At 65.8% G+C, this 17,669-nt stretch carries 14 protein-coding genes and 1 tRNA gene; 11 read left to right on the forward strand and 4 right to left on the reverse strand.

Features of this window, described 5'->3' with window-relative positions; genetic code table 11:
• Nucleotides 1–31 precede the first annotated feature (31 nt).
• The 6 genes from ACLMAL_RS22055 (at nucleotide 32) to ACLMAL_RS22080 (ending at nucleotide 7,077) form a co-directional block, all read left to right on the forward strand.
• Nucleotides 32–1,159 carry an acyl-CoA dehydrogenase family protein gene (locus ACLMAL_RS22055; RefSeq protein WP_412000801.1) on the forward strand — a complete coding sequence of 376 codons (1,128 nt, stop codon included), beginning with the start codon at nucleotides 32–34 and terminating at the stop codon, nucleotides 1,157–1,159.
• 268 nt (nucleotides 1,160–1,427) lie between these two features.
• A complete protein-coding gene (locus tag ACLMAL_RS22060; protein WP_412000802.1) occupies nucleotides 1,428–1,892 on the forward strand; it encodes an SAM-dependent methyltransferase in 465 nt (154 codons plus the stop codon).
• Nucleotides 1,850–3,031: a flavin monoamine oxidase family protein gene (locus tag ACLMAL_RS22065; RefSeq protein WP_412000803.1), complete on the forward strand. Its 1,182-nt coding sequence runs from the start codon at nucleotides 1,850–1,852 to the stop codon at nucleotides 3,029–3,031. Before ACLMAL_RS22060 ends, ACLMAL_RS22065 begins: the two co-directional genes overlap by 43 nt.
• Nucleotides 3,032–3,292: 261 nt before the next feature.
• A complete protein-coding gene (locus ACLMAL_RS22070; protein ID WP_412000804.1) occupies nucleotides 3,293–3,835 on the forward strand; it encodes a TetR/AcrR family transcriptional regulator in 543 nt (180 codons plus the stop codon).
• A gap of 62 nt (nucleotides 3,836–3,897) precedes the next feature.
• Nucleotides 3,898–5,832 (forward strand): alpha/beta fold hydrolase, encoded by a 1,935-nt coding sequence (locus tag ACLMAL_RS22075; RefSeq protein WP_412000805.1) that lies wholly within the window; start codon nucleotides 3,898–3,900, stop codon nucleotides 5,830–5,832.
• A gap of 6 nt (nucleotides 5,833–5,838) precedes the next feature.
• Nucleotides 5,839–7,077, forward strand: coding sequence for an amidohydrolase (locus ACLMAL_RS22080; protein ID WP_412000806.1), 1,239 nt, complete (start codon nucleotides 5,839–5,841; stop codon nucleotides 7,075–7,077).
• Nucleotides 7,078–7,307: 230 nt separating this feature from the next.
• Here ACLMAL_RS22080 and ACLMAL_RS22085 read toward each other — a convergent pair.
• A tRNA-Met gene (locus ACLMAL_RS22085) sits at nucleotides 7,308–7,381 on the reverse strand.
• A 63-nt stretch (nucleotides 7,382–7,444) separates the two neighbouring features.
• Nucleotides 7,445–8,974, reverse strand: coding sequence for an aldehyde dehydrogenase family protein (locus tag ACLMAL_RS22090; RefSeq protein ID WP_412000807.1), 1,530 nt, complete (start codon nucleotides 8,972–8,974; stop codon nucleotides 7,445–7,447).
• Nucleotides 8,975–9,084: 110 nt separating this feature from the next.
• Here ACLMAL_RS22090 and ACLMAL_RS22095 point away from each other — a divergent pair, with 110 nt between their 5' ends.
• The 3 genes from ACLMAL_RS22095 to ACLMAL_RS22105 all read left to right on the forward strand — a co-directional run bounded on the left by ACLMAL_RS22095 (nucleotide 9,085) and on the right by ACLMAL_RS22105 (nucleotide 12,605).
• The gene (locus ACLMAL_RS22095; protein WP_040732134.1) at nucleotides 9,085–9,537 is read left to right on the forward strand and encodes an Lrp/AsnC family transcriptional regulator; all 453 of its coding nucleotides are present in this window, start codon (nucleotides 9,085–9,087) and stop codon (nucleotides 9,535–9,537) included.
• A 65-nt stretch (nucleotides 9,538–9,602) separates the two neighbouring features.
• The gene (gene lat / locus ACLMAL_RS22100; protein WP_412000808.1) at nucleotides 9,603–10,952 is read left to right on the forward strand and encodes an L-lysine 6-transaminase; all 1,350 of its coding nucleotides are present in this window, start codon (nucleotides 9,603–9,605) and stop codon (nucleotides 10,950–10,952) included.
• A gap of 591 nt (nucleotides 10,953–11,543) precedes the next feature.
• A complete protein-coding gene (locus tag ACLMAL_RS22105) occupies nucleotides 11,544–12,605 on the forward strand; it encodes a hypothetical protein (RefSeq protein WP_412000809.1) in 1,062 nt (353 codons plus the stop codon).
• A 1-nt stretch (nucleotide 12,606) separates the two neighbouring features.
• Here the strand turns inward: ACLMAL_RS22105 and ACLMAL_RS22110 are convergent, their stop codons facing one another.
• Both ACLMAL_RS22110 and ACLMAL_RS22115 read right to left on the reverse strand, forming a co-directional pair.
• The gene (locus tag ACLMAL_RS22110) at nucleotides 12,607–12,975 is read right to left on the reverse strand and encodes a hypothetical protein (RefSeq protein WP_328409692.1); all 369 of its coding nucleotides are present in this window, start codon (nucleotides 12,973–12,975) and stop codon (nucleotides 12,607–12,609) included.
• Nucleotides 12,975–13,400 (reverse strand): DUF1707 domain-containing protein, encoded by a 426-nt coding sequence (locus ACLMAL_RS22115; RefSeq protein ID WP_412000810.1) that lies wholly within the window; start codon nucleotides 13,398–13,400, stop codon nucleotides 12,975–12,977. Before ACLMAL_RS22115 ends, ACLMAL_RS22110 begins: the two co-directional genes overlap by 1 nt.
• 323 nt (nucleotides 13,401–13,723) lie before the next feature.
• On the opposite strand from ACLMAL_RS22115, the gene ACLMAL_RS22120 reads away from it, so the two are divergent.
• Entirely contained in the window at nucleotides 13,724–15,295 is a 1,572-nt protein-coding gene (locus ACLMAL_RS22120) for a protein kinase domain-containing protein (protein WP_412000811.1), read from the forward strand.
• A 264-nt stretch (nucleotides 15,296–15,559) separates the two neighbouring features.
• The gene (locus tag ACLMAL_RS22125) at nucleotides 15,560–17,668 is read left to right on the forward strand and encodes a protein kinase domain-containing protein (RefSeq protein WP_412000812.1); all 2,109 of its coding nucleotides are present in this window, start codon (nucleotides 15,560–15,562) and stop codon (nucleotides 17,666–17,668) included.
• Nucleotide 17,669: the final 1 nt, after the last annotated feature.

Consider the following 17,669-nt stretch of genomic DNA (forward strand, 5'->3'; position numbering starts at 1 on the left):
TCGCGGAACCCTTACTACCGGAGAGTGTTTCGTGACCACTGCGCAATTCCCAGGCCCACTGCGCGATGTCGAGCGCAAGATCCTCGACCGGGTCGTCGAGCTGGCCGCCGATTTCGATGCCGCCGCCGCGGACTACGACGAGCGCGCCGTGATCGCGGTCGAGCATCTGGACGCACTCCACGACGCCGACGTCGATCGGGCGGTGTTGCCCGAGCAGGTGGGGGGTCTCGGCCTGAGCTACCTGGCTTTCGGGCAGTTGGTGCGCATACTCGCCAAGGCCGATCCTTCCACGGCGACGATCTGGGTAATGCACGCCGGAGCGGGTGTCGCGCTCGCCGAGTTCACCCGGGATTCATTGGGCTCGTTCTTTGCCGACGAATTCCTCGCCGGCAAGCGGTTCGCGAACGCGTTGTCGGAGCCGGCGAGTGGAAACCGTTTCCTCAATCCGCAACAGGAGGCCGTCCCTGTCGACGGTGGCTGGTCGATCACCGGCGCCAAGCGCTTCGTCTCGGCCAGCGAGATCGCCGATTATCTGCTGGTCAATGCGCGTGTCGACGATGTGCCGACCTTCTTCGGCGTGATCCCCGACGCCACGGTGTCGGTCATCCCGATCTGGGACACCTTGGGTCTGCGCGCGACCCGCAGCCAACTGCTCTCCTTCGACAACACCGTGCTGCGCGCCGAATATCGTGGCCGCGCACCGGGTCCCGGCGATTTCGCGGTCATCCCGGCGGGACTGCCCGCGATCTCCCTCGGCATCGCCGACGCCGCGCTGGACGCGTTGATCGCGCACGCACGGTCGCGAGTGATCATGGGCAGGCCACTGTCGCACCAGCAGTGGGTGCAGTTCGACGTGGCCGACGTCGAGATCCGGCTCGCCGCCGCACACGCGCTCTACGACCGTGCCCTCTGGGAGGCCGACAACGGCGTCCCTGCCTTCTTCCCGAACTTGGCCCGCGCCAAATATCTCGCCAACAAGGTGGCGGTGGACGTCGCGCAACTGGGCGTCCGTATCGGTGGCGCTTCCGGTTACCTCAAACAGTCTCCGATCCAACGCCATCTGCGAGATGCCGAAGCAGGCCAGCTGATGGCCTACTCGACCGAGGTCCTCGCGGGGGTGGTGGGAAAACAGATTCTCGGAGTGGCCGAAGACGAGTGAGTATGTGTGCGTCACAGTCGCGGAATGTCTGCCCGCCGGGTGCTGAGGGTCCGCCCGTTGCTGTGCAGGCGGAGAGGACCCGCAGGCCGCTGAGACAGCTCCTTATTCTGGGTGGAAGTTGCTCGAATGTTCACCACTGCTTGCTGTTTCGGGATGGTTTCCGGTATTCGGTGGATGCGGCGCACCTCGTGACGTGGCGAAGGTAGTGTCGGCTCACAGAGCATTCCGGGTCCGCGGTAGCGCTCGTCGAGATATCGAGGGAGGTGCTGTGCCGGAGGCTGAGCGAGTGCCGTCGGGTGCCGACCCCACCAAGCCGAATGCGGCCCGGGTGTACAACTACATGCTGGGCGGCAAGGACAACTACGAGGTGGACCAGATGGTCGCCCATCGCATGCTCGCAGTTGCGCCGGACACCAGGACGCTGGCCTGGTTCTGTCGTCAGTTTCTGCTGCACTCCGTCCAGTTGGCTGCCGAGGCCGGTGTTCGACAATTCATCGATATCGGTGCAGGTATCCCGATTTCACCCAATGTGCACGAGGTAGCCCAGCAGGTCGATGCATCGGCACGCGTGGTGTCGATCGACTACGACCCGGTTGTGTACGCGCACGGCAACGCGCTGTTGGCCGGTGTGCCGGACGAACCCGCAACGTCGAGGTACCGGGCAGTGACACGTACGTGGAAGTCGGCGGCATGTGGGTCGGCCCCGGCCAGGACCGGGTACTGGCATTGCTGACCGAACTCGGGTTCGCCACGTACCCGACGCACGATCAGGGCGCGAACATCGGCGACTTCGGCGGTCGCGTCAGCCGCTTCCGGGGGCGAATGCCCCGGCTGAACCCGCTCGTGCTCGCCGATATCGGCCTCACGCAGCTGCGACTCGATCGCTCGGCTCGCCGCGTACCCCTGCAGGCACCGTGGACGGCGCCCCATGCCCGGCAACTCGACGGTCAGACCTTCGACACGTGGCTGCGCAAGCACTCGCACACCGCCACCGGACGCGCGTTCTTCCGGCTGGTCACCCAGGCGGTCTGGTGCGCCGAACCGGACGAAATGTCGGCTCTGTGGGCGCAGTTCTACATCCATTCGGGCGGCGGCGTCGACTCATTGATCAACACGACCGGCGGTGCACAGCAGGACCGGGTCGTCGGCGGCACACAGCGACTGTCGATCGCCATGGCCGAGGAGTTGGGCGACCGGGTCGTCCTCGGCGCCGCGGTGACCGAGATCGACTGGAGCGACGACGAGGTTCGGGTGCGGGCCGGGCGGCGGCAGTGGCGGGCACGGCACGCGATCATCGCGGTCCCGCCTCCGCTGGTGAGCCGAATCCGATTCACGCCGGACCTGCCCGCCGAGCGCGCCCAACTGCTCCAACGTCTGCCGATGGGCTGGACGATCAAGGTCAACGCGGTCTACGACGAGCCGTTCTGGCGCGTACAGGGTCTGTCCGGGCAGGCCAACAGCGACCGGCGCGCGCTCGGCACGGTCTTCGATGCCGGTCCGCCCGGCGTCGACCCAGCGGTCCTGGTCGGATTCCTCGAAGCCACCCATGCCCAAGCCGCGGCTCGCCTGGCGCCGAAAGAACGCCGCGACGCGGTTCTCGACGACCTCGCAGCATATTTCGGCCCCAAGGCGCGCAGTCCGGTCCACTACATCGAGCAGGACTGGGCCACCGAAACCTACAGCCGCGGCTGTTACGGCGCCTTCGCGACCCCATCGACTTTGACACGCTTCGGACCGGAGTTGCGCCGCCCGACCGGCTCGCTGCACTGGGCCGGCACCGAAACGGCGACCCGCTGGGCCGGATACATCGACGGCGCGGTCGAATCCGGGCAGCGCGCTGCGCGCGAAATTCTCACCGCAACCAATCCGTGAGCATCCCCGGCCGATCGAACGGCCACCGCAATTCACCGACAAGTCAATCGGTTTCACCAACAAGTCGATACCAATGACGCCTGAGCGGACACCTTGCAGCCGATGCCGACCACGGTGCTGCTCCAGCAACAACGCCCACAGGGCGACGCCGACAGCCGACTGATGCTCTATCCCTCGGCCACATCGTGGGTGGTTGACATAATTATGCAGACCGGTCTAGCGTGTTGCATGGCCACAAAGGGAGATACGACGCGAGCGCGGATGGTTGAAGCGACTCGATTGATGGTCGAGGCGAATGGATACCACGGCACCGGACTGAAGCAGGTGCTCGAGCTGGCCGAGGCTCCCAGAGGCTCGCTCTACCACCACTTTCCCGGCGGTAAGGACGAGCTGGTCGGCGAAGCCCTCGCTGTGGCGGGCAGGGATGTCGATCGCATGGTCAAGGAGTTGGCCCTACAGGCGCCCACCCTCGGCGATCTCGTGCGAGCGCTGCTGGAAACACTGGCAGACAGGATGGTCGCCGCCGACTACAGCAAAGGCTGCCCAGTGGCCACTGTGGCGCTGGAGGTAGCTGCCACCAACGACGCCCTGCAACCGATCTGCGGCGGCATCTATGCAGGCTGGCAGCGAACGCTGGCAGATGCCCTGCGTGCTGACGGCCACGCCCCGGCCGAAGCGGATGAACTTGCGACGACGGCGCTCGCCTTGATCGAAGGTGCGCTGGTGCTAGCTCGTGCCGGCCGCAGCCGGATCCCCGTTGAGCAGGTCGGGCGGCGCATCGCCAGGCTACTCACCAAAGACTGACGATCGCACCAAATGCGGAGACGTTTCAATATTATATGTAGATCGGTCTAGATAGGAATGAGATGGAAGAGACCTTGAATAGCGCTCCAGACGCGGTGGTATTCGGCGCGACGGGCCTTATCGGCAAGTGGACAGTGCTACATCTCCTGGATCAGGGCCGTGCGGTCGCTGCCGTTATTCGCAATCCGGCTCAGAGACGCACGAACGCCGAGGGCGAGCCGACAGGAAGCCGGGAGGGCGAATTGCGCGTGTGGCTAGGCGATCGCGGCGTGGCCGCCGATCGACTGACGGTTGTGTCCGGCGATTTCACCAAAGGCACAGACCTGGGACTGAGTCAGGCGGATGACGATCGACTGGCTGGTATCCGGGATGTTTTCAACGTTGCCGGTATATATCGGTTCGGGCTGCAACGTGAGGAGGCAAGTGCTGTAAATGTCGCGGGTGCTCTCAACGTGTTGTACTGGTCCGCGACCCGTCGTGCCCTCCGTCGACTGATCCATGTGTCCGGTTATCGAGTCGGATCTGACCCTGAACCGCGGTATCCGCTTCCCGAAGACGAATTGGCGAAGCTCTACCAGGGCAAAGGAGCCTATGAAGGTTCCAAGACCGAAGCGGATGCGGCCATGCGGGTGATCGCGGCGCAATCGGGTGTCCCACTGACTGTGGTGAATCCCAGCAGCGTGATCGGTCATTCAGAGACCGGCGAGGTCGGTCAGTACCTTGGTTTGGCTGAAGTGGTCCGCGATCTGTGGATGGGGAAACTCCCAGCGCTTCCGGGAACCGCCCGTACCTTCGTGCCCGTGGTCGCCGTCGATCATTTCGCAAAGTTCATGGCCGCGATTCCCGATTACGATCCGGAGCCCGGCGGTCTGCACTGGGTGCTCGATGCGAACACGCCCAACCTGCCCGATATGGTGCGGCTGCTGGCCGGCCATCTGGGCTTGCGTGCACCCAAAATGCAAGTGCCAGTCGGGCTGATCCGCCGCCTGCCAACCGCATTGACCGGCGCAAACCCCGAAACACTTTCATTCCTCTCCGAGGACCGTTACGACACGACCTCGACCGATAAGGTCGCCCGAGCCGCAGGACTCCAGCAGCCTCGAGTCGAGACCGTCCTGCGCCGCTGGGCCGACCGGTTGGTATCGGATGGCTTCGGGGCGGCGCCGACGGATTTTCCCGGCGGCTTCCATGAAGTCGGCGGATCTCGGACTTTTGTCGCCGGAGACAGAAATTCGCCCGATTTCGTTCTCCTGCATGGAATTCCCCTTGACGGTGATTCATGGCAGGGAGTGATCCGCGAATTGGACAACGAGCGCGTTCTCGTCGCCGATCTGCCTGGACTCGGCCGTTCGACCGCCACAGCGGCGACACCGCTGGAGTGGGTTACCGATCTGCTGAAGCCGGTACGAACCCGCCCCATTCTTGTCGCACACTCAGCGGCCGCCGCACCGGCACTGCGCTATGCCGCCGCCCATCCCGAACGCATCACGGCCGTGCTCGTTATCTCCCCGTACTTCCTCCAAGCGCGGCCCAACTGGTTGCTCCGTACACCAGTGCTCGCCGCACCACTCCTCAGGAGGATGTCAGCCGACAGTTTGGCGAGCACTCTGCTCGGCGACAGCGGTGCCCTTTCCTCAGAACACATTCGTCGGGCCATCGAAAGCGCGCAAAAGCAACTGCAACGACCTGGCGTCGCCCGCCGAGTAGCCGACTGGCTCCGGGCTGCGAACCAACGCCCGGAACGCGCTGCTCTCCAGGCACTAATCGACGGAACCGAACCGTTCCCTGTCCCTGTCCACATCGTTGCCGGATCTCTTGATCCGCTGATCGGTGATTCCAGCGAGGCCACCGTCGTGACCGTCACCGACAGCGGGCATTACCCGCAACTCACGCACCCCTCAGACATTGTTGCCACGATGCGGAGCATTGCCGACCGCTCGATCCGCAGTTCTGCGTCCAGCCCAAGTAGATCAATCCCCGTCGAATCGCAGGATTAGACCGACATGACACGAACGGTTGTCGTGGACGAACACTGGCAGCAGGTCTACCGGCACCTGCACGCGCACCCCGAGTTATCGGGGGTCGAAGACGCTACTGCGGACCTGGTGGCCCAGGAGCTGCGGTCACTGCCCGGCTGGGAGGTGACGGCCGGTGTGGGCGGCACGGGAGTGGTTGGTGTTCTTCGAGGAGCCCCTGGACCGGTGGTCTGGCTGCGGGCCGATATGGATGCGTTACCGGTCCAAGAGGACACCGATCTCCAATACGCCTCAACCGTGCCCGGGGTCATGCACGCATGTGGCCACGACTTCCATGTCGCCGCACTGCTGGCCGCCTGTGCCGAGTTGGGAGCCTCGGACGCGTTACCCGGCACAGTCGTTGCGATCTTTCAACCCGCCGAGGAAACCGGCTCCGGAGCCACGGCGATGCTCGACGACGGTTTGCTGGAAAAGGTTCCGCGACCCTGGATCTGCCTCGGGCAGCATGTGAGCCCGTTGCCTGCCGGGCTGATTTTGACCCGAGGTGGTCCATTGATGGCTGCCGCCGATTCGGTGCGGGTGTCGCTGACCGGCGTGGGCGGGCATGCCTCGACTCCACACCTGGCCGTCGATTCACTCGCGATGGCGGCCTCTCTGGTGCTGCGGCTGCAGGCGTTGACTGCCCGGCAGACCTCGCGGTCGGCAGCTCCAGTCCTCACTGCTGCGGCGCTGCATGCTGGACAACGCGCCAACATCATCGCCGACAGTGCAGAACTACTACTGAGCTTGCGGACGTTTACTCCTGGCTCACGTCGGGACATGCTGGAGGCGATCGACCGAATTGTCACAGCGGAAGCCACAGCCGCCGGCGCACAACGTGAGCCGGTAGTGGAGGTCTTCGACAGTTTCCCATTGACCGTTAACACCCCCGGCGCCACCGAGCGCGTCATGACGGAGCTCACCGCAGGCGGACTGACAGTATTTCCATTGCCCGAGCCGATCACCGGGAGCGAAGACTTCGGCCTGCTCGGCGCGGCGGCGGGCTGTCCGTCGGTGTTCTGGCATATCGGCGGCGCCGATCCCAGCCGGTTCACCTCGGAAGACCAAGAATTGCTACTTACTGAGGGGAGTCTGCCGTCGCGGATGCCCGTCAACCACTCGCCACGCTTCGCCCCGGACCCTCGGCATGCGTTGCCTGCGGCTGTCGCGGCCTTGGTGAGCGCGGCATGCGCGGAACTCGAGCCCGCAGACAAACGCCCGTCTTGATCGCGGTGACCAACCGGATCGGATTCTGCAACAGGAATCATCCTGGTGACCGGGCACGTCATCCGCGTGACCGGAGTCGGGCTGGTGCGAGAAAGCAACCAGGACAACCCCGACGATTCGAAGCCGGCCGAAGTCATCCAGAACGCCGTGTTCCCGAACCAAAGCATCCAGGATGCCGAAAAATGGCCCAGGCCAGAGAGATCGAAAATCTCTCCGGCCTGGGCCGCTTGTAGCGGGGACAGGATTTGAACCTGCGACCTCTGGGTTATGAGCCCAGCGAGCTACCGAGCTGCTCCACCCCGCGTTGGGTAGCCATAAGACTACGCATGGGGTGGCTGTCCGACCTAATCGCGAGGTCAGAGGTCTGTCAGCCGAACTGGATGCCTTGTGCGAGGGGGAGTTGGTCGGAGTAATTGATGGTGTTGGTTGCGCGGCGCATGTAGGCCTTCCACGAGTCCGAACCGGATTCGCGGCCGCCGCCGGTCTGCTTCTCGCCGCCGAAGGCGCCGCCGATCTCGGCGCCGGAGGTGCCGATATTGACGTTGGCGATGCCGCAGTCGGAGCCGTCGGCGGCGAGGAAGCGCTCGGCCTCGCGTTGGTCGGCGGTGAAAACGGCGGACGAAAGTCCTTGCGGCACTGCGTTGTGCAACGTGATCGCGGCGTCGAAGTCGTGATAGGTCAGCACGTAGAGGATCGGGGCGAAGGTCTCCTCGCGCACTACCGCGGTCTGTGCGGGCATCCGCACGATCGCCGGACGCACATAGAACGCATCGTCGCCGAAACCGTCCACCCGTTCCCCGCCGCACACCAGCTCGCCGCCGTCGGCGAGTGCCCGATCCAGCGCGGCACGCATCCCCTGGTAGGCCCGCCCGTCGATCAGCGGGCCGACCAGCACCCCGTCCTCGAGCGGATTGCCCACGCGCAGTTGCCGATACGCACCCGCCACGCGTTCGAGCAGTGGTCCGACGACATCGGCGTGCACGATCAGCCGTCGCAGCGTCGTGCAGCGTTGGCCTGCCGTGCCCGCTGCGGCGAACACGATGCCGCGCGCCGCCAGTTCCAGATCCGCCGACGGCGTGACGATCGCGCCGTTGTTGCCGCCCAACTCCAGCAGACACCGACCGAAGCGCGCGGCCACCCGCGGTGCAACGATGCGCCCCATCCGCACCGAACCGGTGGCGCTCACCAGCGCGACGCGCTCGTCGTCGACCAGCCGTGAACCGACCTCGGCGCCACCCTGGATCAGTTGGTGCACTTCGGGATCCATGCCGACATCGGCCGCAGCGCGGCGCAGCAGGGTATGGCAGGCCAGCGCCGTCAACGGCGTCGTCTCCGACGGCTTCCACACCACCGTGTCACCGCAGACCAAGGCGACGGCGGTATTCCACGCCCACACCGCGACCGGGAAGTTGAACGCGGAGATCACCCCGACCACACCCAGCGGATGCCAGGTCTCCAGCAGTCGATGCCCCGGCCGCTCCGAGGGCATGGTCTTGCCGTACAGCTGTCGCGAAAGTCCGATCGCGAACTCGCAGATGTCGATCATTTCCTGGACTTCGCCAAGTGCCTCCGGGCCGATCTTCCCGGCCTCCAGCGTGACCAACTCGCCGAGTTGGGACTTGTGCACAGTGAGCAGTTCGGCCAGCCGCCGTACCACCGCGGCCCGCACGGGTGCGGGGACGGTACGCCACCCGCGGAATGCCAGGGCGGCACGGTCGATCGCGGCGTCGACGTCGTCGAGGGAGTCGACGGCCAGCGTCAGGAGCTGACCGCCGGTAATCGGTGTGCGGGCAGGCAATGCGCCCGCTACCGGCGGCTCGGCGCCGAGCTCGCGCAACAGCGCCGCCGCACGGGCTGCCAGGTCCATGGTGAGGTGATCGTCGAGCGTATGTGTCATCGATTGCTCCGCTGTCGCTTTGGGCATTCGCACAATGGCTGTGCTGTTACGGGAAGTGAACGAGTAGAGGTTTCCGCCACGAGTCGCGCTTGCTGAGTTAGCCTTCGCTGATGGCGGATACACCGGCAAGACCCGCGCTCGATGACATCGATCGCCTGCTGATTCGGGAACTGATGGCCGACGGTCGGGCCACGTTATCGAACCTGGCAGAGAAGGCGAGCCTATCGGTCTCCGCGGTGCAATCGCGGGTACGCAGGTTAGAGGCGCGTGGGGTGATCCGGGGCTACACGGCTCATGTCGACCCCGAGGCACTCGGTCAACTGCTGTCGGCATTCGTCGCGATCACTCCTCTCGACCCCTCGCAACCGGATGACGCGCCTGCCGTTCTGCAACATATCCCCGGTATCGAGGCATGCCATTCGGTGGCCGGTGACGAGAGCTACGTGTTGTTGGTGCGAGTGGCCTCGCCACGGCACCTCGAGCAGCTGCTGCAGGAGATCAGAGCGACCGCCAACGTCAGGACCCGAAGCACCATCATCTTGCAGACATTCTATGACAGATAACAATTGGCCGTAATTAGTACGAAGAGATGTAGAGATTCCGTAAATATTTCCGTACCCTGACCGGTGTGACCCTCGAACTGGACCGCACCCGCACGGACGGTGACATAGCACCGGTCACCCCCGCAACCCGGGTACACGAGATCTTGTCGGCGCACCTGCTGGCCGACGGATTCGACTTGGTGCTCGACCTCCGAAATTCGCGTGGCTGCCGGATCGTCGACGAACGAGACGGCAGCTCCTACCTCGACATGTTCGGCTTCTTCGCCTCGAACGCGCTAGGGATGAACCATCCCGCGCTGGCCGAGGACGAAGTCTTCCGCGCCGAACTCGCCGCAGCCGCCCTCAACAAACCGAGCAACTCCGACATCTACACAGTCGAAATGGCCCGGTTCGTAGAGACATTCGCACGGGTGCTCGGTGATCCACGGCTACCGCATTTGTTCTTCATCGACGGTGGCGGACTCGCCGTGGAGAATGCGCTGAAGGCGGCCTTCGACTGGAAGAGCAGGCACAACGAATCCCATGGCCGCGCACCGGAACTCGGCACCAAGGTGCTGCACCTGACCGGAGCATTCCACGGCCGCACCGGCTACACCATGTCGCTGACCAACACCGATCCGGTGAAGGTCGCGCGCTTCCCGAAGTTCGACTGGCCCCGCATCGAGGCACCGTATCTGTGCGACGACCTCGACATCGACGTTGCCGAGGCGAACGCGTTGGCCCAGGCGCGGCGCGCCTTCGACGAAAACCCGCACGACATAGCATGTTTCATCGCCGAGCCGATCCAAGGCGAGGGCGGTGACCGGCACCTGCGGCCGCAGTTCCTGCAGGCCGTACAGCGACTGTGTCACGAGAACGACGCGCTGTTCGTGCTCGACGAGGTGCAGACCGGGGTCGGCATGACCGGAACCACCTGGGCCTACCAGCAACTCGGGCTCGAGCCGGACGTGGTCGCGTTCGGGAAGAAGACCCAGGTGTGCGGCGTGATGGCGGGTGGGCGTATCGACGAGGTGCCCGACAATGTGTTCGCCGTCAGCTCCCGGATCAATTCCACCTGGGGCGGCAACCTTACCGACATGGTGCGCACCAGGCGGATTCTCGAGGTGCTCGAGCAGGACCAATTGATAGAGGGGTCTCGAGAGCTCGGCACGCATCTGTTGCGGCGACTGGAAGGGCTCGCCGAGGTGCACCCGAGCATCACCGAACCCCGTGGGCGCGGCCTGATGTGCGCGGTCACAGTCGCTTCGGCGCAGCTGCGCGACCAAGTGCTGGCCAAGCTGTGGGCGGACGAGCATGTGCTGATACTCGGCACCGGTGAACGGGGCATCCGCTTCCGGCCGCCGCTCACCGTCAGCGATGCCGAATTGGATGCGGCGGTCGACGCCCTGGATCGGGTTCTCACCGGCCTCGGGTAGTTCGCCATTGATGTCCGGATGGCAGGACCGGCTTCGACCGACCGTCGCGCGGATTGCATTCGGCCAGACGGTCGACGCTGTGGCTCGAGGTTCGACGGGCCTCGGTTAGTCCAGCCGCCGATGTCCGGACGGTCGGAACCTGCTTCAGTGGATCCGGCGCGGATTGCTGCGGAATCCGCGCCGCCACGGACCTGGCTACGCGCCTTTGTCCGGTGCGGCGGCGGACACCGCGGACCGGGACTCCGACCAGCCTCGGAAGAGTTCTGTCGCGAATGTCCGGGTGGCAGAATCTGCTTCGGTGGATTCGGCGCGGATTACCGCAGAATCCGCGCCCCACCACCTAGGCTTCGCACCCATGTCATCTCGTCTTCACCACCCCCTGGCATGGTGCAGCGCGTGAACCGGCAGCGCATGTTCCGCAGCTGCGCACCATCCGCTCGACCGGACCGACGTCCGGCCGCGGCCCCCTATCAATTCATCGCATCCCTAGCCGTAGTAGCGGCCGTGGCGGGGTGCGCCTCCAGTGGCGCGGGTTCGGCAGGCGTGTCGCCAGCACCGAGCGTGGTTGTTGCTGCGCCGACTACGAGTGCGGTGGCTCCGGATCTACAGAACCTGCTACCGGGTATGCCGCCGCCGCTGTCATCGACCGATGTGTACGCCGCGAACCGCGAGCTCAGCCCGGCGGTGACCGACCACCGGGCGCTGGTGTACGTGCCCAATAGTCAATCCAACACAGTCTCGGTGATCGACCAGGCCAGCTTCCAGGTGATCGACACCTTCCGGTCGGGCGGCTCGGAACCGCAGCATGTGGTGCCTTCCTACGACATGCAGACGCTGTATGTCACCAACGATCTGCCGATCGGCGCCGGCAGCCTGCTGGCCATCGATCCGAAGACCGGTCGGCCTGGTTCGGCGTTTCCGGTGCGCGACCCCTACAACATGTATTACACGCCGGACGGCCAGTTCGCGCTCGTCGTCGCGGAAGCGGACAAGTCGCTGGATTTCTACGATCCGTACACCTGGCAGAAGCTGCACTCGATGGCAGTGCCCACGTGCGCCGGCATCGATCACATGGACTTCACAGCCGACGGCCGGTTCGCGCTGGCCAGTTGCGAATTCGCCGGGCGCATGCTGGTTTTCGACGTTGCGGCGCGCACCGAGGTCAAGACCATCGACCTGCCCGGCGGGCGCTCCGGTATGCCGCAGGACGTCAAGCTCTCGCCGGACGGACGTACCTTCTTCATCGCCGATATGGCCGCCAACGGTGTCTACACCGTCGACGCCCTCCGCTTCGAGAACACCGGCTTCATCCCCACCGGCAAGGGCGCGCACGGCCTCTACGTCACCCGCGACTCCCAGCAGATGCTCATCACCAACCGTCACGAGGGCAGCATCTCGGTGTGGGATTTCGCGGCGAACAAGCTGGTCAACAAGTGGTACATCCCAGGAGGCGGCAGCCCCGACATGGGCAATATCTCCGCTGACGGCCGGGTCTTCTGGGTCTCTGGCCGCCATCACGGCGAGGTTTACGCCGTAGATATCGTCAATTGGAACCTGTTGGCTCGCATACCGGTTGGCCGAGGGGCACACGGGTTGACCGTCTGGCCACAACCCGGCCGCTACTCCACCGGGCATACCGGCGTGATGCGTTAGCTCAGGAAGCGGCCGGATCACTCCTGGAGTGGGTGTTCGGCCGCAATCCGAGCCCGCCCTCGACGAATCGCCGGACGGAGGTCAGGCCGGACTCGAGCGCGGCTTCGTAGCCGGGCCGGGCCCACCCGGTGATGTCGGCCGTGTCATCGGTCCCGGGGGTCACGCCTATTTCGGCGACCATCTCCGCGGTAGTAGGTTCGCAGACCGCCCACGAATAATGGGTTTCGTTGTCCCACTGCGTCGTACGCAGTGAGACATAGTCGGGGTCATCGATGCCGCCCTCGGCGAGGGCCGGACGGTCGTCGATGCGTTCGTCGGCACGCAGTGCGCGCAGGTACCACGTGCCCGCGTTGATCTCGACCGGTTCCATCAGTCCTTGTCCTCCGCGCGCCGACCCCGACCCCGACCCCGATCCCGACGCCGGTCCCGCCCGCGATCGTGCCGATTGCCGTACAGCAGCGCGCCCATCAGCGGAATCGCCAGAAACCACAGCCAGCTATGCGTGAGGAAGAACAGGATGACAGCGACGATCGGAATGACCGCCATCACTCGCTCCGGCCATTCGGCCATGAACCCCGTGTCGTGCTTCGCGGGCACCGCGGTAGCCGCGACGGGCTCGGGAAGATCCACGAACACCGTGTCCAGATCACCGCGGGTCATCGCCGCCGCGACCACCGCGCTGCGCTCGTCGAACTCGGCGACGCTCAGCCGACCGGCGGCGAAATGGTCGGATAGCCGTTGCATCGCCTGCTCACGCTCCGCGGTGCCGATGCGGATCTCGGGCACGTCACTCATACCAGCAAGGCTAGCGGCTGTCGATGACGATGCGGCCGCCCCGCCGTTGCTCATCGACCTGGGTCGGGTGCCGGCTCGGGCGGGCCGCCGCACCGGTGTCTGTTGGTGGCCGGCCGGGTTGACCGGATGTGGGCTGTCGGGACCGACGTGGCACCTGTGTGTTGACGGACCGAAGTACGTCGATGGATCCGGTGCGGGGTGGTCGAAGAATTCCGTGCCCCGAAGGTGGTGGGTTGCGAAATGATGGATGGCTGTCGCGTTGGGTTCTCGATTTTGTAGTGCCGGTGAGGATTTCGGGTACCTGTTCGAGGGAGAGCAGGCTAGTGAGAGGTTTCGATATGGGCGAGGTGTGGTTCGGCCACTACCGCCTCGACCGGTTGCTCGGCAGTGGGGGCACCGGGCAGGTTTGGCTCGCGCACGACAGCGTCACACAGCGTGACGTCGCGCTGAAGCTGTTGGCCGCGGTGCATGCCGTCGACGCGATATCCCGGCAGCGGTTCACCAGGGAGGCCCGGCTGGCCGCCCAGGTTCGTGGTCCGCACCTAGTGCCGATCCACACGTTCGGCGAACTCGACGGTCGCCTATATATCGACATGGAGTTCATCGAGGGCACCAATGTCTCTGGTCTACTCCGACGCGACGGGTCGATGTCGCCGGCCAGGGCAGTGGAGATCGTCGCGCAGACCGCGGCGGCGCTCGACCTCGCCCATCGGGCCGGGCTGGTGCACCGCGACGTCAAACCGTCCAACATCATGGTGAGCCCCAGCGGATTCGTCCATCTGATCGATTTCGGCACCGCCCACCGGATCGACCAGCCCACGATCACGGCCAGTACCAACGTGGTCGGCACCCTCGCGTATATGGCGCCGGAGCGGTTCACCGGCACCTGCGACGGCCGCGCCGACCAATACTCACTGGCCTGCGTGCTCTACGAATGCCTCACCGGGCAGCGCCCCTTCGGCACCGTCGATTCCACACAGCAATTGCGCGCGAACCTGATGACCGATCCACCACGAGTCACCGCCGTGAATCCCACCGTGCCCGCGGCATTGGATGCCGTCGTCGCCCGCGGCATGTCCAAGGACCCGGACCAGCGCTGGTCCAGCGCAGGCGAAATGGCCTCCGATGCGTATGCCGCGGTCACGGGTCGGGAGACAGCGACGGTCGAGATCACTGCGGCGAGCGTGGCCACGCAAGCAGTGCTGCCGGAATCGTGGCGTGCGGCCGGCTCACAGCACGGGGTCGATTCGGTGCGTGCAGCCGGATCGATGCGTGGAGTGGGGTGGTCGGGTGCGGCCGGCTCGCCGCGCAGAATCGGGTCGTTGCGTGGAGTGGAGTCGTCCGGTGGGGCTGACTCGTTGCGCGGGATCGAGCCGTTGCGTATGGCCGGATCGGTGCGTGCAGCGCAACCGCCGGGTGATCACGAGCCGTCGCGGATTCTGGGCACAGGTCTCGCTGCCGCGGCCCTTTCGACCCTCCTTGCGATGGTCGGGATGGCGCTGTGGCTCGGGCGCCCGCAGGGCACCGAGACCGATTCCGCCGCACCGTCATCCACACCGACCTCGGCGAGTCCGACGCCGCGGCCACAAGCGCCGATCGGACCGACATCAGCACAGCCACCGATCGCGTTCGTCCCGGCCGCCGGGCAGCCATGCAACCCCGCCGTCGACGACAGCACGGTCGGAGGTGACGGCACCCCGCTCGCCTGCCTGCCCGCCGACGGCCACCTCGCCACCTGGATTCCAGCCCAGCCCCATGTCGACGCGCCGAAGCCGGCCAACGACCAACCGGCCATGGAGAACTCTGGCAACAGCCAGCAGACGCCGGGCAGCGACAGCCCCCTGGGCAGCGACAACTCCGACGCCGGCAGCAACTACGACAGCCAGCAGCGGTAACTCTGGCAACGCCGGTCACGGCAACCACAAGCCGCACAACGACAAACCCGGCCACGGCAAACCCGGCAAGTAGTGCTCGGTGGTACTCCGCAGTGAGCGCATTCGTAGGGGTGTCGGCGGATTCGGCGGTGAGGTAGTGCTACGTAGGGGACATCACACTGTGCGGGGGTGGGTGGCGGGGCTAGGGTCGGAGCAGGTTCGGGCAATTCGGGGTCGCCGGGTTGCCGCCCCACCCGCAGCGGCGCGGTTACCGGGAGGTCAGCGATGGGGGAGGAACAGTTCGGGAACTACCGGCTCGACCGTTTGCTCGGTCGGGGCGGGATGGGGGAAGTGTGGCTCGCGCGCGACACCGATGGCGGGCGCGAGGTTGCGCTGAAGGTGTTGTCGGCGAACCTGGCTACCGATGGGGAGTATCGGCGGCGGTTCGAGCGGGAGGCCAGGCTCGGTTCTACCCTGCGCAACCCTCACATCGTGCGCATTCACGGCTTCGGCGAGCAGGGCGGCCGACTGTTCATCGCGATGGATTACATCGACGGCATCGATCTGGCCGAAATGCTCGGCCGGGTTCGCACACTGGCCCCGGCCGCGGCCGTCGACTTCGTGACGCAGGTGGCCTCCGGGCTGGATGCCGCGCATCGGGCGGGGCTGATCCATCGTGACGTCAAACCGTCCAACATTCTGATCGACAACGGCGGGCACGCGTACCTGATCGATTTCGGGATCGCCAAGGGCATGGGGCAGACCGCCGTCACCGCAACGGGTATGGCGATCGGCAGCTGGCCCTATATGGCACCGGAGCGCTTCAACGGGACGGTCGACGCGCGCTCCGACATCTACTCGCTGGCCTGCGTACTGTACGAATGCTTGACCGGCCGTCGCCCGTACGGCGACACCGACCCACCCCGCCAGATGCACGACCACCTGATGGCCACGCCGCCGTGCGCGGCCTCGGTGAATCCGTCGGTACCAGCGGCGTTGGACGCGGTCATCGCCTGCGGCATGGCCAAGGATCAGGCCAGGCGCTACTCGAGCGCCCGTGACTTCGCGGACGCCGCCCGCGCCGCCGTCGGCTCGCAACGCTCGAATCCGCGCGCCGGGAATCGGTTGGTTACTCCGCTGGTGCCGCCGCAGTCGGCAACACCGAAGCCTCCTACGAAGCTGCTCGAGCAGCCGGGACCGACGCCGACAATGGTGGCGACGGGTCGATCGGAACCGTCGGCACCGCTGCCACCGCCTGCTGCATCGGACGGTCCGACGCCGGATCCGTCGTTGGTGGCCGGTGCGCAGCCGCCGATACCGCCCGCGCCTCGACATCCGACACCGACGAAGGTGATGCCGGAGCCGGGCCCGACACCGACGTTGGTGGCGACGGGGCAACCGTCGTCATCTCCGTCGCCGTGGAAAGCACCTGCTGCTTCGAGCAAGTCGCCGAACTCGGCGGTCGATGCGCGATCATCGGTCCCCGCGCCGAAACATCCTGTGCCGACGAAGGTGATGCCGGAGCCGGGGCCGACACCGACGTTGGTGGTGACTCGGCTCGCGCCGCCGCTTGTGCCGGCGCCGGTAAGAGGTGCTGTCCCGCAGCAGAATTCGCGATACGCGCCGTTTGCGCCTGCTCGGCCCGGTGCGACTTTCCCGCCGCCGGTCCCGGCGAAACGGCCTGCCTATCAGCCGAAGTCGAAGCGGCAGCGTGGTGCGTCGGTTGCGCCGCTGCGATGGTCGATGTCGCGGGGGCGTCCGTGGATCGCGCCGCCGCCCGCGGCCCCACGTCGAGGCCGTCGACGGTCGGGTGGCGTGCTCACCAAGGTAATCGGCGCGCTCGTCGTGGTGTTCCTGACGCCGTTCGTGCTCGCGGCCGGGTGCGTCGCGCTGTTGGCCTCGGGCAGCCGGGTCGGCGATTCGAGCGGTGGTTCGGGCGCCGCACGGCCGACGGCGGCGGCCGAAGAACATCCCGCACCCCCGCCGGATCCCGGTCCGGCCGGCCCCGCGCCTGCGCAGTCAGCGGTGCGCGACGGGAAGTTCGAATTCGTGGTCACCAGTGCCGATTCCGGCATCTCCCGCGTCGGATTCCAATCGGCCCGTGGTTCTTTCACGATCGTCACAGTCACGGTGAACAACATCTCCGACCAGTCGAAGTGGTTCCTGCCATTCGGTCAACACCTCATCGATACCCGGGGCCGCGTGATCGACCACGACCCCGCCGCCACCATGTGGCAGACCACCCAAGGCCGCCACAACTACTCCTTCGAACTGCACCCCGGCCAATCCGCCACCACCCAAATGGTTTTCGACGTCGCCCCCGACTCCACCCCGAGTCACCTCGACCTGCACGACTTCCCGCTCTCCCAGGGCGTCGCAGTGATGGTGGGTTGAC

It is taken from the genome of Nocardia sp. CWNU-33, assembly GCF_046764895.1.
Classification (GTDB): Bacteria; Actinomycetota; Actinomycetes; order Mycobacteriales; family Mycobacteriaceae; genus Nocardia.

Bases quoted from the DNA above. Each gene is read 5' to 3' on its own strand.
- ACLMAL_RS22065 (WP_412000803.1), top strand. From the start codon at position 1,850: ATGTGGGTCGGCCCCGGCCAGGACCGGGTACTGGCATTGCTGACCGAA.
- ACLMAL_RS22070 (WP_412000804.1), top strand. From the start codon at position 3,293: ATGGTTGAAGCGACTCGATTGATGGTCGAGGCGAATGGATACCACGGC.
- ACLMAL_RS22075 (WP_412000805.1), top strand. From the start codon at position 3,898: ATGGAAGAGACCTTGAATAGCGCTCCAGACGCGGTGGTATTCGGCGCG.
- ACLMAL_RS22080 (WP_412000806.1), top strand. From the start codon at position 5,839: ATGACACGAACGGTTGTCGTGGACGAACACTGGCAGCAGGTCTACCGG.
- ACLMAL_RS22090 (WP_412000807.1), bottom strand. From the start codon at position 8,974: ATGACACATACGCTCGACGATCACCTCACCATGGACCTGGCAGCCCGT.
- ACLMAL_RS22095 (WP_040732134.1), top strand. From the start codon at position 9,085: ATGGCGGATACACCGGCAAGACCCGCGCTCGATGACATCGATCGCCTG.
- ACLMAL_RS22110 (WP_328409692.1), bottom strand. From the start codon at position 12,975: ATGGAACCGGTCGAGATCAACGCGGGCACGTGGTACCTGCGCGCACTG.
- ACLMAL_RS22115 (WP_412000810.1), bottom strand. From the start codon at position 13,400: ATGAGTGACGTGCCCGAGATCCGCATCGGCACCGCGGAGCGTGAGCAG.
- ACLMAL_RS22125 (WP_412000812.1), top strand. From the start codon at position 15,560: ATGGGGGAGGAACAGTTCGGGAACTACCGGCTCGACCGTTTGCTCGGT.